At 61.6% G+C, this 15194-nt stretch carries 12 protein-coding genes; 6 read left to right on the top strand and 6 right to left on the bottom strand.

The genetic code is table 11. From position 1 onward, the window contains the following. The first annotated feature begins 79 nt into the window (after positions 1 to 79). Positions 80 to 1723: a phosphoglucomutase (alpha-D-glucose-1,6-bisphosphate-dependent) gene (pgm, locus tag AC07Y9_RS15255; RefSeq protein ID WP_102680340.1), complete on the top strand. Its 1644-nt coding sequence runs from the start codon at positions 80 to 82 to the stop codon at positions 1721 to 1723. A 212-nt stretch (positions 1724 to 1935) separates the two neighbouring features. On the opposite strand, the gene AC07Y9_RS15250 is transcribed toward pgm, so the two are convergent. Next, positions 1936 to 2631 carry a pirin family protein gene (locus AC07Y9_RS15250; protein ID WP_085530707.1) on the bottom strand — a complete coding sequence of 232 codons (696 nt, stop codon included), beginning with the start codon at positions 2629 to 2631 and terminating at the stop codon, positions 1936 to 1938. A 277-nt stretch (positions 2632 to 2908) separates the two neighbouring features. Between AC07Y9_RS15250 and AC07Y9_RS15245 the strand changes: the two genes are divergently transcribed. Continuing rightward, on the top strand, positions 2909 to 5368 hold the full coding sequence (locus AC07Y9_RS15245) for a UvrD-helicase domain-containing protein (protein ID WP_102680339.1): 2460 nt from the start codon (positions 2909 to 2911) through the stop codon (positions 5366 to 5368). Positions 5369 to 5433: 65 nt separating this feature from the next. Here the strand turns inward: AC07Y9_RS15245 and AC07Y9_RS15240 are convergent, their stop codons facing one another. Beyond that, entirely contained in the window at positions 5434 to 5703 is a 270-nt protein-coding gene (locus AC07Y9_RS15240) for a DUF1652 domain-containing protein (protein WP_007924808.1), read from the bottom strand. Between the two features lie 287 nt (positions 5704 to 5990). Between AC07Y9_RS15240 and AC07Y9_RS15235 the strand changes: the two genes are divergently transcribed. From AC07Y9_RS15235 to AC07Y9_RS15220, 4 genes are read left to right on the top strand one after another with little or no spacing between them, the layout of a single operon-like run. Further along, positions 5991 to 6806 carry a helix-turn-helix domain-containing protein gene (locus AC07Y9_RS15235; protein WP_102680338.1) on the top strand — a complete coding sequence of 272 codons (816 nt, stop codon included), beginning with the start codon at positions 5991 to 5993 and terminating at the stop codon, positions 6804 to 6806. A 51-nt stretch (positions 6807 to 6857) separates the two neighbouring features. Beyond that, on the top strand, positions 6858 to 8264 hold the full coding sequence (locus AC07Y9_RS15230; protein WP_102680337.1) for an NAD(P)/FAD-dependent oxidoreductase: 1407 nt from the start codon (positions 6858 to 6860) through the stop codon (positions 8262 to 8264). 42 nt (positions 8265 to 8306) lie between these two features. Beyond that, positions 8307 to 8648: a cupin domain-containing protein gene (locus AC07Y9_RS15225; protein ID WP_097138269.1), complete on the top strand. Its 342-nt coding sequence runs from the start codon at positions 8307 to 8309 to the stop codon at positions 8646 to 8648. A gap of 48 nt (positions 8649 to 8696) precedes the next feature. Continuing rightward, positions 8697 to 9791 carry a polyamine ABC transporter substrate-binding protein gene (locus AC07Y9_RS15220; RefSeq protein WP_102680336.1) on the top strand — a complete coding sequence of 365 codons (1095 nt, stop codon included), beginning with the start codon at positions 8697 to 8699 and terminating at the stop codon, positions 9789 to 9791. 99 nt (positions 9792 to 9890) lie between these two features. Here AC07Y9_RS15220 and AC07Y9_RS15215 read toward each other — a convergent pair whose 3' ends face one another. From AC07Y9_RS15215 to AC07Y9_RS15200, 4 genes are all read right to left on the bottom strand, one after another. Then, positions 9891 to 11603, bottom strand: a complete 1713-nt coding sequence (locus AC07Y9_RS15215; protein WP_102680335.1) for an amidase — start codon at positions 11601 to 11603, stop codon at positions 9891 to 9893. Between the two features lie 356 nt (positions 11604 to 11959). Further along, on the bottom strand, positions 11960 to 13066 hold the full coding sequence (locus tag AC07Y9_RS15210) for a polyamine ABC transporter substrate-binding protein (RefSeq protein ID WP_370686819.1): 1107 nt from the start codon (positions 13064 to 13066) through the stop codon (positions 11960 to 11962). Between the two features lie 83 nt (positions 13067 to 13149). Beyond that, positions 13150 to 13527 (bottom strand): hypothetical protein, encoded by a 378-nt coding sequence (locus tag AC07Y9_RS15205; protein ID WP_102680333.1) that lies wholly within the window; start codon positions 13525 to 13527, stop codon positions 13150 to 13152. 152 nt (positions 13528 to 13679) lie between these two features. Further along, positions 13680 to 15194 (bottom strand): sodium:solute symporter family protein, encoded by a 1515-nt coding sequence (locus tag AC07Y9_RS15200; protein WP_102680332.1) that lies wholly within the window; start codon positions 15192 to 15194, stop codon positions 13680 to 13682.

The raw sequence follows: 15194 nt of genomic DNA, 5'->3' as shown, positions 1-15194 counted from the left end.
ATAGATCCCGTCGCGTTGCGGTCAAACTGCCAGTAAACTGCGCAGCACTCACCGAACCATCCATTTCCCGAGGTTTTGCATGACACTCAGTCCTTTTGCGGGCAAACCGGCACCGACACAATTGCTGGTCGATCTTCCGCGACTGGTAACGGCCTACTACACCGGCCAGCCCGATGCCGCCATCTCTACCCAGCGGGTCGCCTTCGGCACCTCGGGGCATCGTGGCAGCTCGTTCGACCTGAGTTTCAATGAATGGCATGTCCTCGCCATCAGCCAGGCGATCTGCCTGTATCGCCAGGCCCAGGGCATCGATGGCCCGCTGTTCGTCGGCATCGACACTCACGCCCTGTCCACCCCGGCCGGTGCCAGCGCCCTGGAAGTGCTGGCCGCCAACGGCGTAACGGTGATGATCGCCGCAGGCGACGAGTACACCCCGACGCCGGCGGTGTCCCATGCGATTCTCTGCTACAACCGCGGCCGCACCAGCGGCCTGGCCGACGGCATCGTGATCACTCCGTCGCACAACCCGCCACAAAGCGGTGGCTACAAGTACAACCCTACCAACGGCGGCCCGGCCGACACCCATATCACCAAGTGGATCGAAGCCAAGGCCAACGAACTGCTGGCCAACAAGCTGGCCGGTGTGAAGCGCATCAGCTACGAGCAGGCGCTGAAGGCCGACACCACCCATCGTCACGACTACGTCAACAGCTATGTCGCCGACCTGATCAATGTCATCGACCTGGACGCCATCCGCAACGCCAAGCTGCGCCTGGGCGTCGATCCGCTGGGCGGAGCAGGGGTGCGCTACTGGTCGGCGATTGCCGAGCACTATCGCCTGGACCTGGAGGTGGTCAACAAGGAAGTCGATGCCACCTTCCGTTTCATGTCTGTCGACTGGGATGGCCAGATCCGCATGGACCCGTCGTCCAGCTATGCGATGCAAGGCCTGATCGGCTTGAAGAGTCGTTTCGACGTGGCCTTCGGCTGCGACCCGGACCACGACCGCCACGGTATCGTGACCCCGACTGGCGGCCTGCTGGCGCCGAACAATTACCTGGCGGTGGCCATCGACTATCTGTTCCAGAACCGCCCGCACTGGCGCGCCGACGCGGCCGTGGGCAAGACCGTGGTCAGCAGCGGCCTGATCGACCGCGTGGCGGCGCGCCTGGGCCGTCGCCTGTACGAAGTGCCGGTGGGCTTCAAATGGTTCGCCGACGGCCTGTTCGACGGCTCCCTCGGCTTTGGCGGTGAAGAGAGCGCCGGCGCATCGTTCCTGCGCAAGGACGGTGGCGTCTGGAGCACCGACAAGGACGGCCTGATCCCGGCCTTGCTGGCCGCGGAAATGACCGCCCGCACCGGCCGCGACCCGAGCCAGGCCTACCGCGCCTTGTGCGACGAGCTGGGCGAGCCGTTCTCGGTGCGCGTCGATGCCAAGGCCAACCCGCAGCAGAAGGCGCTGCTCGGCAAGCTGTCGCCGGAGCAGGTGACCTCGACCCAGTTGGCCGGCGAAAGCATCCAGAAGATCCTCAGCCATGCGCCGGGCAACGACCAGGCGATCGGCGGCCTCAAGGTCATGACCGAGAACGGCTGGTTCGCCGCGCGTCCATCGGGCACTGAAGACATCTACAAGATCTACGCCGAGAGCTTTATTGGCGACGATCACCTGAAGCAGCTGGTGCAGGAAGCGCAAACCCTGGTGGACGGCGCGATCAGCGGCTGATCCAGCGGCGTTTCGCGGTAGACGAAAAAGGGGCGACCAGAAGGTCGCCCCCTTTTTATTGCGGCTGTGTCTTGTAGGAGCGAGGCTTGCCCGCGCTGGCTGCCGTTGAGCGACAGCCATCTTCAACTGGAGCGGAGTCAGCTTCAGGGCTGCTTTGCAGCCCATCGCGAGCAAGCTTCGCTCCTACAGAAACGGAGCATTTCTTCGCTGTCTCAAGCCAGGTCCACCAGGACGATTTCGCTGTCCTCGAGGGCGGTGACCCGCAGCAGGCGTTCATCCTCCACCGCGACACCGTCTCGAGCTTCGGCGCGCAAGCCATTGACTTCAATCACCCCGGTCGCCGGCACCAGGTAGGCCCGACGGCCCTGGTCCAGCGGGTACTCGGCGGACTCGCCGGCCTTCAGGTTGGCGGCTACCAGGCGCGCGTCGGCACGAATCCGCAGGCTCTGGTCATCGCCTTGCTTGCCGCTGGCCAGGGTCACGAAGCCTTCGCGCTGGCCTTTGGGGAACGGCTTGGCACCCCAGGACGGCGCGGAGCCGGCCTCGTTGGGGATGATCCAGATCTGGAAGATCCTGGTTTCGCCGGCTTCCAGGTTGTATTCGCTGTGGGCAATCCCGGTACCGGCGCTCATCACCTGCACGTCGCCAGCCTCGGTGCGGCCCTTGTTGCCCAGGTTGTCCTGGTGGGTGATAGCACCTTCACGGACGTAGGTGATGATTTCCATGTCGCGGTGCGGGTGCTGCGGAAAACCGCTGCCGGGAGCGATCACGTCGTCGTTCCACACGCGCAGGTTGCCCCAGTTCATGCGTTTGGGGTCGTAGTACTCGGCGAACGAAAAGTGGTGGTGGGCATCCAACCAGCCATGATGGGCGCCGCCCAGGGATTTGAAGGGTCTGAGTTCAAGCATGATCGTCTCCTGTCAGGGCTCGTCATGGGGCGCCTTGGTGGAGCCGCAGAACGAGACCGGTGATTGATGGCGCTCATCATCCATCAGCAAAACATCGATAAAAAGCGCAAAAATCGCCGTTATCAGATCTAATAAATAGATATATTTTGTAGTCTGTCTTCTGCTTCCAAACATTCAGTTCGGGGCTTAAGTGGATGACCTGTAAGCATTTCACTAGAAGTCATCGACGAATGAAGCGACCATACCGTCCCACACAGCCTCACACCCTGGAGTCAGCGTGCCGCAACACACCCCCGATCTTCCTCCCGAACTCTTGCCCCTGGCCGAAATGCCGCTGCTCAAGCGCTTGGCGGCCAGGTTCTTCGGTCATGGCCTCAGTCGCTTGCGCGCCCAGCATCGTGCGTCCTGGTTGCATGGCCAGGCGGACGGCTTTCGCAGCGGGCATACCGCCGGGGTGGAATACGGTTACCAGGAGGGCAAGGCCGAGGGGCTGGAGCAGGGCCGCCAGGTCCTGCTGATTCGCGACAGCCGCTCCACCGAGCATCCGGCGCCCGGGGTAGACGATTATCTGTTCGACGACTGGCGCCTGCCGCTGAGCGCCGAACTGAAGAAGCGCATCAAGGCCGACGTTGGCCGCCTGCTGCCGGCCCATGCCCAACCCAGCAGCGCGCAATGGAAGATGATCTTCAGCGAAACCCCGTCCACCTCGGTGATTGCCGGCGCTGGCGCGGGCAAGTCGACTTCCCTGGTCCTGCGCATCCTGCTGCTCAATCATTACCTGGGCTTCGAACTCGACTCGATGACCGTGGTGACCTTCACCCGTGAGTCGCGCAAGGACTTCATCAACAAGCTGCTGGAAGTGTTCGCGCTCTGGGGGCGGCCCCTGGGCCTCAAGCAGGCGCGGGAGCTGGTGCGTACATTCCACTCGCGCATCCTGCCGATGGTCCGCAGCCTGCCGGGTTTCGAGCGCCTGCAGGCGTTCGAGAATCTCAGCGACCGCCCGGTGGCGGGGGATCTGGAGGTCGACAGCAATCCCTTCGACCTGCGGATCAACGACGCCCAGCGCAAGCACCTGAATGCCTGTTACCACGCCTTGCACCGGCGTGACGGGCGTTTTCGCGAGGCGATCAAGCCGTTGCTGCGCCATGCCCTGCAACTCAAGGAGCTGGAGCGCGATCACCCGGACGTGCAAAAACGCATGGCCGTGACCGAACTGGCGGCCAAGCGCGACGAAGAGCTGTGCGACACCCTGGAAGACCTGTGGTTTCGTGCCGGCGCCTGGCCGATCAAAGGCATCGAGCCGAACCGGCAGACGGTCGAGATCAACGGCTCGCAGTTCCATTGCCATGGTTACGTCGCCGAGCTGGATGCCTGGGTGGTGCTGGGGTTCGACCCTCGGGAAAACCCGCAGTTGAGTCGCCCCGGATCGAAGCTTTCGGTGCGCGCGGAGTGGGCGGTAAAGCGCACCCTGTTTCAAGCTTTCTGCCATAAGCCAATGATTTGGCTGGATAGTTACGATTCGGCAAAGCGCGTCCTGTCGTCCCTGGGCGGGGATGCCAGTGCCGGGCCGGGCTTCGACTACAAGGTCAAGGGCGAGCTGGCTTCGGCGCCGTTGCTGGACTGTTTTGTCGCCGCGGCCGGGTTTATCGAGAACCTCGGGCTGGACGTCTCGGTGGCCGTGGGCCAGATGGTGTTTGCCCGGGACGACCCGGATCGCTACTTCTTCGAGGCCCTGAGCCTGTTCTGGCGGGCGCTGGATGATCATCTGCTCGACCAGTCGCCGCCGATCATGAGCTACAACCGCATGTTCGCGCTGTTCGGCGAGAACACCCCGGAGAACTTCAAGCTGCTCAGCGATGAGCGCTTGCGGCCGATGTCGCACCTGATGATCGACGAATTCCAGGACGTCTCGCCGCAGATCGTCTCGTGGATTCGCGCCAGCCTGCGTGAAATCCGCAGTCGCGGGCCGGCAATGCATGTCGGCCGCGGGGCACAGCGCTCGTCGTTGCTCTGCGTAGGGGACGACTGGCAGTCGATCTACGGTTGGCGCGGCAGTTCGCCGAAATTCTTCATGGAGTTCAACAAGGAATTCCCGTCGCCGACCACCACCCGGGTGATGCTCAGCGAGAACTATCGCAGCCACCAGCACATCATCGACGCCGCGGAACATATCGTCCGCGCGGCGCCGGCGATTGCCGGGAAGAAGGCCAAGGCCAGCGGCGAACCCAAGGAAGTGTTGCCGGTGAATGTGCTGGACCGCGACGACCAGGGGCTTGCAGCACGGCTGGCGGAGCACTATCGCAATGGCGATTCGATCTTGATGTTGTTTCGAAAAAGTAGCGATAAATCATTGATTGAAGAGCATATTTTACCAATAGTTAATGTTGATTCTAGATTGCCGGCCGAGGACCGACGCCTCAAGCAACTGACCTATCACAGCTCCAAGGGCTTGCAGGCGGATGCGGTGTTCCTGCTGGGCGATTGCCAGCACCTGACCAGTTCGCCCTACAAGAACCAGGTCTATCGCATGGCCGGGCTGGGCAAGGATGGCGACAGCGAGCCCTACGACAATGCGCAGAAGGACGAGACCTTGCGCCTGGCCTATGTCGGCATCACCCGGGCGGTGAAACATTGCTACTGGTATGTGGACCGCCCGGACACCCAGGCGGCCAATGCACCCAAGGCGTCGGACCGGATTCCCCAGGGCAAGCCGTTCTTCGCCGACCTGCGGGCCTGAAAAAGCCCGCTCGATGGCGGGCTTGAAAACAGTCTGGAGCGGCCGGGGCCAGGAGCAGAGCGACTCTAGGCTTTCAGCGCGAGTGGCGGCATGAAGGCCTCCAGCTCGTCTTCCACCGCCTCGATTATTCGCTCGACATCGGTGGCGTTCATCACGGTGGCGCAGGGGATGCCGGCAATGGCGATCATGGTCTCGCCGCTGGCACGATCGAAGAGCCGGGCGATCATGCTGCCGGGTGCATCCATGCTGGCCTCGAAGCCCATGGGGTGAAAATGCCAGCGCATCAGCTGGCAGGCGTTGGGAAAGGTGACTTTGCTGGCGGAGACTCTATTCATGGATTGCCCACCTTGATCAATGAGCGCTTCCTTGTGCTCGCGGTAGGTACGGAAGGGCCGTCATTGGACCAACCTGTGGAGCTTTTAAAAATAGCACCGGGATATGACACTCAACGGTTTTTTTCAGGCTGTTTGGCGATTGTCTGGCACTTTTTTGATGCAGGTCATTTCCGCCCGCGGTTTAGGCAAAACGCCAGTATCCAGGGGCCGTGCATTGGCCATTGAAGCGTTGGACGAACTTCGGCAAGCTGCGCCTTTCCGTCCCCTGAGCCGTTATATCTGCCCCTATGTCTTCCCTTGATGATGGCCCGGCGCAAACCCAGGCCACCGGCGAGACGGTGCTGCGCTATCACCTGTGCTGGAAGCACCGCGACCTCGATGGCGTCATGGCGCTGTATCACCCGCAAATCCAGTACAACGACTTTTTCCAGAACCGCACCCTGGGCCTGGACGAGTTGCGCGAATACGTGCGCAACAGCATGCCGCGCGCGCCCGATGAGGCCCTGGAGCACAGCGACCGCATCCGCCTGGATGGCAACACCGCGTTCATTCAATACCAGGTGACCCTGCGCGGCGGGCAGGGCCTGGTGTCGTTTCGCGCCAGCGAGGCGATCACCGTGCGCGACGGCCTGATCTGGCGCGTCAACGAATACGCTTCGCTGGTGCGCGAGGCTGTGCCGGGCAAGGCCCAAGGCAGCGCGCGGCCGGCGGTCAGCCGCCTGGGGCTGTCGCCGCGCCAGTTGAGTTTCATGGCCGAGGACCTGCAGCAGTACTTCGAGCGCCAGCAGCCGTACCTCGACCCGGAACTGGACCTGCAGCGGGTGGCGAAGGAGTGCGGCTACAGCCGCAACCAGATCTCCTACCTGCTCAACCAGGTGCTGGGGCAGAGTTTCTACCGCTATGTGAACCAGGCGCGCCTGCAGCATCTGCTGGCGGCCCTGGACCAGGCGACGCCGCCGGTGCGCATCGACGAGTTGGCGTTCGCCGCCGGCTTCAACTCGCTGTCGGCGTTCTACAGCTGTTTCCGCCAGCACACTGGCCTGTCGCCCAAGGCCTACGCCAAGCAAATTTCTTTGCGTGCACGCGCGCAAGACAACCCCTGAGCCCAGGCACTAGGATCGACGCCATCGAAGTTCGGGTGGCGGAGTGCGTGTATGCCAGCGTGGCGCAATATCAGTTTGTGGATGGATCAGCTCGACGAGCCGCTGCTGGCCCGGCCGTCGCTGGAGCAGGACCTGGATGTCGACGTGGCGATCATCGGCGCCGGTTATACCGGGCTGTGGACCGCCTATTACCTCAAGCGCCTGGCGCCGACCCTGAACATCGCCATCGTCGAGGCGCAGACCGCCGGCTTCGGCGCCTCCGGGCGCAACGGTGGTTGGCTGATGGGCAACCTTTTGGGGGAAGACCGGTTGCTGGCCGGGCTGAGCCCCGAACAGCGCCGTGCCTCTTTCGACCTGCTGCACGGCATTCCCGATGAAGTGGCCATCGTCCTTGAGCGCGAAGGCATCGACTGCGACTACCGCAAGGGCGGGGTGCTGTACTGCACGGCGCGTTACCCCGAGCAGGAAATCACCCAGCGCCGCTACCTGGACAAGCTCTACCGCCAGGGCCTCGACGAGCGCGACTACCGCTGGCTGAGCCCCGAGCAACTGGCCCAGCAGATCCGCGTGGCCAAGGCCTACGGCGGCATCTACGCGCCCCATTGCGCGACCATCCAGCCGGCCAAGCTGGTGCGCGGCCTGGCCCGGGCCGTGGAGCGCCTGGGCGTGCCCATCTACGAAAACAGCCCGGTCAGCCACTGGCAGGCCGGCAGCCTGCAAACCGCCAAGGCCAGCGTGCGTTGCCGCTGGATAGTGCCGGCGGTGGAGGGCTATTCGGTGACCTTGCCGCCCCTGGGCCGTTACCAGCTGCCGGTGCAAAGCCTGCTGGTGGCCACCGAGCCCTTGTCGGCCGCGACCTGGGACGAGATCGGCCTGAACCAGGGCCAGGCGTTCAGCGAAAGCAGTCGCCAGGTGACCTACGGCCAGCGCACCGCGGATAACCGCCTGGTGTTCGGCGCCCGCGGCGGTTACCAGTTCGCCGGCAAGCTGCGCCACGACTTCGACCTGACCCGCAGCGAAGTCGAGCTGCGGCGCTACCTGTTCAGCGAGCTTTTCCCGCAGCTGAAAAATGTGCGGATCACCCATTCCTGGGGCGGCAACCTGGGCATGTCCCGGCACTTCCGGCCGCACATGCTCTGCGACCGCCAGCGCGGCATCGCCTTGTCCGGCGGCTACGGCGGCGAAGGCGTGGGCGCCAGCAACCTCGGCGGGCGGACCCTGGCCGCATTGATTCTCCAGAGCGACAACGAATTGACGCGCCAGCCCTGGGTGATCCCCGAGGGCGGCCTCGACGCCTTGCGCGCCTGGGAGCCGGAGCCGTGCCGCTGGCTGGGCTACAACGCGATCATTCGCAGCTTCGTCCATGAAGACCAGACCCTGGCCAACCCGGCCACGCCGCCCTGGCGCCGGCGGCTGGCCAGCCGGGTGGCGGGCTTCATGGAAGGCCTGATGCACTGACCAGGTTTTTGACAGCGGTTTTTTCCATCGACAGGTAGCGCCATGAGCATCACTCAATTCAAGAACACCGCCCACGCCACCCTGGAGCAATCGACTCCGGTGGCCGTGCCCCTGGGCAGCCCGGTCGCCGTGACTTCGGTGACCTGCGTCGAGCGCAACGACGGCGTCGAAACCGGCATTTGGGAGTGCACGCCCGGGCGCTGGCGGCGGCAGATCGTCGCCCAGGAGTTCTGCCACTTCATCCAGGGGCGTTGCACCTTCACCCCGGACCACGGCGAACCTTTGCTTATAGAAGCCGGCGATGCACTGATGTTGCCGGCCAACAGCACCGGGACCTGGGATATCCAGGAAACCGTGCGCAAGACCTACGTGTTGATTTTCTGATCCTTTGATTGCCTGCCAATAAAAACAAACCCACTCAGGAATCGCCCCATGATCCGTAAAAAACCGGCTTTATCGCTGTGCGCGCCGTTGCTGCTGGTGGCTTCACTCAGCCAGGCGGCCGAGACGGTGAAGATCTATAACTGGTCGAGTTACATCGCCCCGGACACCCTGAAGAACTTCCAGAAGGAAACCGGCATCGGTTTCAGCTACGACGTCTACGACAGCAACGAAACCCTGGACGGCAAGCTGATGACTGGTCGCTCCGGTTATGACGTAGTCTTTCCCTCCAACCACTTCATGGCCCGGCAGATCGAGGGCGGGGCGCTGAAGAAGCTCGACAAGAGCCAACTGCCGAACTGGAAGAACCTCAACCCGGTGCTGCTCAAGGCCTTGCAGACCAACGACCCGGGCAACGAGCACGGCTTCCCGTACCTGTGGGGCAGCACCGGGATCGGCTACAACGTGGCCAAGGTCAAGGCGGTGCTGGGCGACAACGCGCCGGTGGATTCCTGGGACCTGATCTTCAAGCCCGAATACATGCAGAAGCTGCAGAAGTGCGGGGTGGCGATCCTCGACAACGGCCCCGAGCTGCTGCCAGCGGCACTGAACTACCTGGGCCTGCCGCACCACAGCAAGAATCCCGAGGACTACAAGAAGGCCGAAGCGCTGCTGCTAAAGATCCGGCCCTATGTCGCCTACTTCCATTCTTCCAAGTACACCGGCGACCTGGCCAACGGCGATATCTGCGTGGCGGTAGGCTTCTCCGGCGACGTTTTGCAAGCCGATAGCCGGGCCAAGGAAGCCAAGAACGGTGTGGAAATCGGTTATGCGATTCCCAAGGAAGGCGCGCCGATCTGGTTCGACATGGTGGCCATGCCCAACGACGCGCCGGACGAAAAGGCCGGGTATGCCTACATGAACTACCTGCTGCGCCCGGAGGTGATGGCCGAGATCACCAACCACGTGCACTACGCCAACGGCAACGAGCAGGCCGACAGCCTGATCGACCCGGCCATCAAGAACGACACCAAGGTCTACCCGAGCCCGGACATGATGGGCAAGCTGTTCGCCCTGGAAGCCATGCCGCTGAATATCGACCGGATCCGCACCCGGGTGTGGAACAAGATCCGCACCGGCAGCTGAAGCATTGCCACCGCTCCCCGATCTGGCGACCGCCGTCGGGGAGCGCTGCCGTCATTGGGAGGGATTGGTGTTGGTATCTCGCCAATCCCGACCTTTCTGTCAATTGTCCGCGGACAATGGCGGGGTACGAGGCGGGATCATGCGCTTCGTACCAGTCGACTCAAACGCTGAAGCCAAACGCAGCAGCGTCGAGTCGTCATAGGCACGGCCGGCAAAGGTCAGTCCAACCGGCATGCCGATGTCCGGCATGACGCCCATAGGCACTGTGACGGTGGGCACGCCCAGGTGGCGGATGGCGAGGTTGCCGTTGGCGACCCAGACGCCATTGCTCCAGGCGATGTCCGCTGACTGCGGATCGACGTCGGCATTCGCCGGGCCGACGTCGGCCACGGTGGGGAAGATCACCGCATCAAGGCCGAGCCGATCCATCCAGTCTTCAAGGTCGATCCGGCGCGTCTGCTCAAGCCCTCGGAGTCCGCCAGCAAGAGTGGCGATCTGGTCCCAAGGGGTAATGCCTCGCTCGGCTATCTGCACGTACTCGCTCATGTCAATGGCAAAGGCACCCTGTTGACAGGGCAGAGCGCCTGGATCGTGTGGAAAAATCTGCGGCCCGTCGACGTCGACCAGACGGTGCAATTTCGGATCGTTGTTGGCCCGCAGAAAGTCATCGAAGGCCCAGGCCGAAAGCTCCCACAATTCATGGTGCTGGAACTCTTCAGGCACTAGTGCGCGATGGAACACCTTTGACGCGCCAGGGCGATCACCCTCGTAGTTGGAGACCAGAGGAAAGTCGACATCAAGTACTTCTGCACCCGCGGCTTCGAGTGCCTGGCGAGCTTGTTCCCAAAGGCCGATCACTGAAGGGCGGGTGTCGATGCGTTGCCCGGTCGGGCCACCGATCCCCGGCGCCTCGCTGGTGCCCGCCTCAGGGTCGGCGTTGATGTACATGCGCGGCACGCCGAAGCGCTTTCCAGCGAGTGCTCCACTGTTCGCCGCCAGTGACACATAGGAGGCTGGACGCACCGAAGCCACGCTCGGGATCGGCACCCAGGGCTGCATCCGCCACAGATCGCCGCGTGTGTCGGGGTCTTCGGCCACCACCATGTCGAGCACCTCAAGGAGGTCCCCCATGGTTCTGGCATACGGTACGACAACGTCCATCGTCGGTACCAATGGCCAGTTGCCTCGCACCGAAATCACCCCGCGCGAAGGGGTATAGGCACACAAACCGTTGTTCGAGGCAGGCCCCCGGCCGCTGGACCAGGTTTCTTCCGCCAGGCCGAAGGCGGCGAAGCTGGCGGCGGTGGCGGTACCCGCGCCGTTCGACGAGCCCGAGGCGAAGGGCGCGGTGAGGTAGGCGGCGTTGTACGGGCTTTCCGCGCGGCCATAGGCCCCGCGCTGCATGCCGCCGTTAGCCATGGGCGGCATATTGGTCTTGCCCAGGCAGATCGCCCCGGCGGCGCGCAGGCGTTCGATGGTGAATGCGTCGCGATAGGCGATCAGCCTGGCGAAGGCGGGGCTGCCGGAAGCCGCGGTGAGGCCCTTGACCAGATAACTGTCCTTGGCGGTGTAAGGGATGCCATCGAGCGGTCCCAGCGTCTGACCCGTGGCCCGACGGGCATCGGAGGCTTGTGCTTCCTGGAGCGCCTCAGGGTTGCGGACCACCACCGCATTGAGGGCGGTAGGCGTGTCGGGGCCGTCGTAGGCATCGATCCTGGCGAGATAGGCCTGGACCAGTTCAACGGCCGTGGTCTGGCCGGATTCGAGTGCAGCGCGCAGTTGGGCAATGGAAACCTCGGTGACCTCGATCATGCTGTTGCCGCCGACTGCTGATGGTTGAACAGGTGATTGTTTCCATCACGCTGGAGCTCGGACTTAAGGGCATCACTAAACTCAAAATGGACTTTCATAGTGGTTCTCGTTGCACTGAATTATGCGGCAGGTTCGGGACTTGCAACCTGTGGGTTCTATTTGGCAATCAGCAGAAGAGGCGAACTTGATGTAAAGATTCGCACGCCGTCGGCGGCGTCCGACCGAACAGCGACGGTCTGAATCAGACCGTCGCTGAACTAATCCAGACCTCTGATCGGGCGCCCCCCGGGGCCCTTTAGCAACTGTGGCTTCGGCAACGGCTATAGAGTCTGTGCCAAGCCTCGATCTTGTCGGGCTCAGACACCTGACTTGATTCTTGTCCAGGCCCGGGTTCGTGCACGCTCCGCCTCACGGGGCAGCGGTTTCACGCTGTAGAGCGTTTTCATGGTCGCTTCGGTCGGGTACAGGTTCGGGTTGTTGCGGATTGCCGGGTCAACCAGTTCAGTGGCGTCCTTGTTCGGGTTCGGGTAGCCGACAAAGTCGCTGATTGGCGCGATGACTTTCGGTTCCAACAAGTAGTTGATGAAGGCGTAGGCGTCTTCCGGATTTTTCGCTGATTTCGGGATCGAGAGCATGTCAAACCAGACGGGTGCGCCTTCCTTGGGCAGGCGCATGTCGACCACCACGCCATTCTTGGCGTCCTTGGCACGGTTGTTGGCCTGGAAGAAGCTACCGGAGTAACCGACTGCGACACAGATATCGCCGTTGGCGATATCGGCCATGTACTTGGACGAGTGGAAGTAGGTGATAAACGGACGGATCTTCATCAACAGTTCTTCAGCCTTGGTGTAGTCCGCCGGGTTGGCGCTGTTGGGGTCCAGGCCGAGGTGTCGCAGGGCCAACGGCAGAATCTCCGACGGCGAGTCGAGCAGGGCCACGCCGCACTGCTTGAGCTTGCTGATGTTCTCTTCCTTGAAGATCAGGTCCCAGCTGTCCACCGGTGCGTTATCCCCCAGCGCGGCTTTGACTTTTGCCGGGTTGAAACCTATCAGGACGGTGCCGTACATGTAGGGCACACCGAATTTATTGCCCGGGTCGTTGTCTTCGACCAGCTTCATCAGATTGGGATCGAGGTGTTTCCAGTTTGGCAGCTTGCTGCGGTCCAGTGGCTGGAACACTCCCGCCGCGATCTCTTTAGCGAAGAACATGTCGCCCGGGTTCACCACGTCATAACCGGAGTTGCCGGTGAGCAGCTTGGCTTCCAGGGTTTCGTTGGTGTCGTAGACGTCGTAGACCAGTTTGGTCTGCGTGTTCTGGGCCTTGAAATCTTCCAGGGCCTTGGGGGTGATGTAGTCGAACCAGTTATAGACCCGCAAGGTGCGATCTTCGGCGTGGGCGAGAGAGCTGAGCAGGCCGAGCCCGCAAAGGACTTTGCCAAGCAAGCGAATGGGGCTGTTCTTGATCAATTTTAATCCAACCGTTGTAGGAACTATGTTTAAACGCAAACATGCGTTAGATAAGTATTTTCTGGATGTCGAAAGTGTGTTCATACACAGCACTCTTCTTTCGGAACTGACAACAAGGGGGCTTGAAGTTCTGTCAGCAAATTGGCAATCCATTCGCGTTGATGGGGTCGTAGCGTTTCTCCTGTCATACCCTGCATATCAGCAAGATTGGGATCGGTAATGGCAGTGGACTGCTCGCTCGATGTCTCAATAACGGCTAGGCCCATGTAAGGCACGATGTAAATTTCATGCCAGATAGAACCGCTCTTCATTGCACAAACCCTCGCCGAACTGCCATCAAATCGACCAAAAAAAGTGATGAGCGAGTCAGTAGGGTAGGAGCAAGGGCCGGAGGGGGGAATGCCTCTATTGGGGTAGGTGAGCTCTTTGGCGTAGCCGCATTCCTCAACCATGACCATGGTCATCTCCAGCTACTGCGCCCTGTGCAGCGATAAGCCGCTCGATGCGGTTTCGTATCTTGAGCTTTCTACTGCCTGGAATGCAGTAGTCCGAAATAAGCTCCCGGGGTAACAAAGTCCTGGTCGACGTCCTTGGCGACCAGGGCGATTTATTACGAAATAGCCAGGTTGCTCTTGGCGGTGCTTTTCGTCTGAGGGGAGTCAATGAAGAGGTAGAGCTCATTCACCCTCTGGCGCTCTGCGGCAGTGGCGGGGAAGAGCAGGGTGATAGTTACGTACACCGCGAAGTTCACAGCTAAAGCAACCACTCCCGAGGTCAAGCCCCCCAGTTGAGGCAGGGAGGTCGGAAAGTACCACTGTAGAACCCCGGCACACACGAATCCGCTGATCATCGAGCAGACCGCGGCTGCAGCCGTTCCACGTTTCCAGAAGATCCCGAGGAAAATGGTTGGAGCCAGTTGGACTATGCCCTGGTAGGAGGTCATTGCAAGAGTGATCAGGTGGCTGGATTTAGTGGTTGATACCGCGAAGACTGCTGCAAGGATGGTCAGTATTGCTACGGTCAATTGTCCAATGCGGTGGTTCTCAATCCGACGTTCCTGCAGTACCCCAACGATGTCATTCGCTGTCTGTGCGCCGAGTGCTTGCAGATTGGCGCCGACGTTACCCATGGTTGCTGCTACCACGCAGATGCCGGCCAGCGTCACCACAAGCACCCCACCGACTTCAGCTGCGATGAACCACACGGCGTCCGGAGACTCTTGAACCCCGGGAAGCGTCGAGGCGCTCAAGGCCAGCAGAGTGATCGAGGTGCCGAATATAAGCAGAATGGGTGCGACCTGAACTGCTGACTTCTGGATTGTCCTGGTGCTACGAGAAGCAAAGAGCCTGACGAAGATGTCCGGCCAGCACCATCCACCCAAAGCACCAGTGACGATCAGGGAGAACAGGTACAGAGGCCCGAGCTCGCTACCAGGGCCTGGAATGGTGAACATGCTGGAATTGGATTGCCCGAATCCATGTCCATTGGTGGTCAGCCAGACCAGCAGACCGAGCGCGATAAGCGTCCCAATCAGATAGGCCGCGATTCCCTGGATCATGTCGCTGACGATGACGCCCCGGGCGCCGAAGCGGATGGTCCAGATTTGACGAGCGACAATCAGGCCGATACCGATGAAGACTGCAGTGCTAGCGCTTACGGCACCGAACGATAAGTGGGTGAAAACAAGTGTCAGAGATTGCATGCCCAGCACGATCCACGGGAAGGACGCGATGATGCCGATCGCCGCGGCGACCACCCGCACTGTCTTTGAGTTGTAACGCAGGCCGAGAAGGTCAGCTTGGGTGCGAAGATCGAACGCTTTGCCCCACATGTGTACCGGTTTGGCCAGGAGGAACATGAGCACTACCGCGAGAAGCGAGTAGGGGACGTAGTAGAACCCGATGATTCCAGAGGACGCCGCGAAACCCGCGAAGGAGATGAAAATGGTCCCCGGAAGCCAGGTGTTCACGAACGCCATGGTTGAGTAGAAGCTACCGAAGGAACGTCCACCCGTTGCGTACTCGCTGAAACTGCCCGATCCATCAGTTTTGTGGCTCTTTTCCAGCGCATAAATAATGATCAGGAAGAAAATCAACACCCCACCGTAGCCAATGAGCATCTGCAT

Source organism: Pseudomonas sp. GW456-L12 (genome assembly GCF_059424045.1).
The sequence above is the reverse complement of the archived record's forward strand: the minus strand, read 5'-3'. Positions and strand labels throughout refer to the sequence as shown.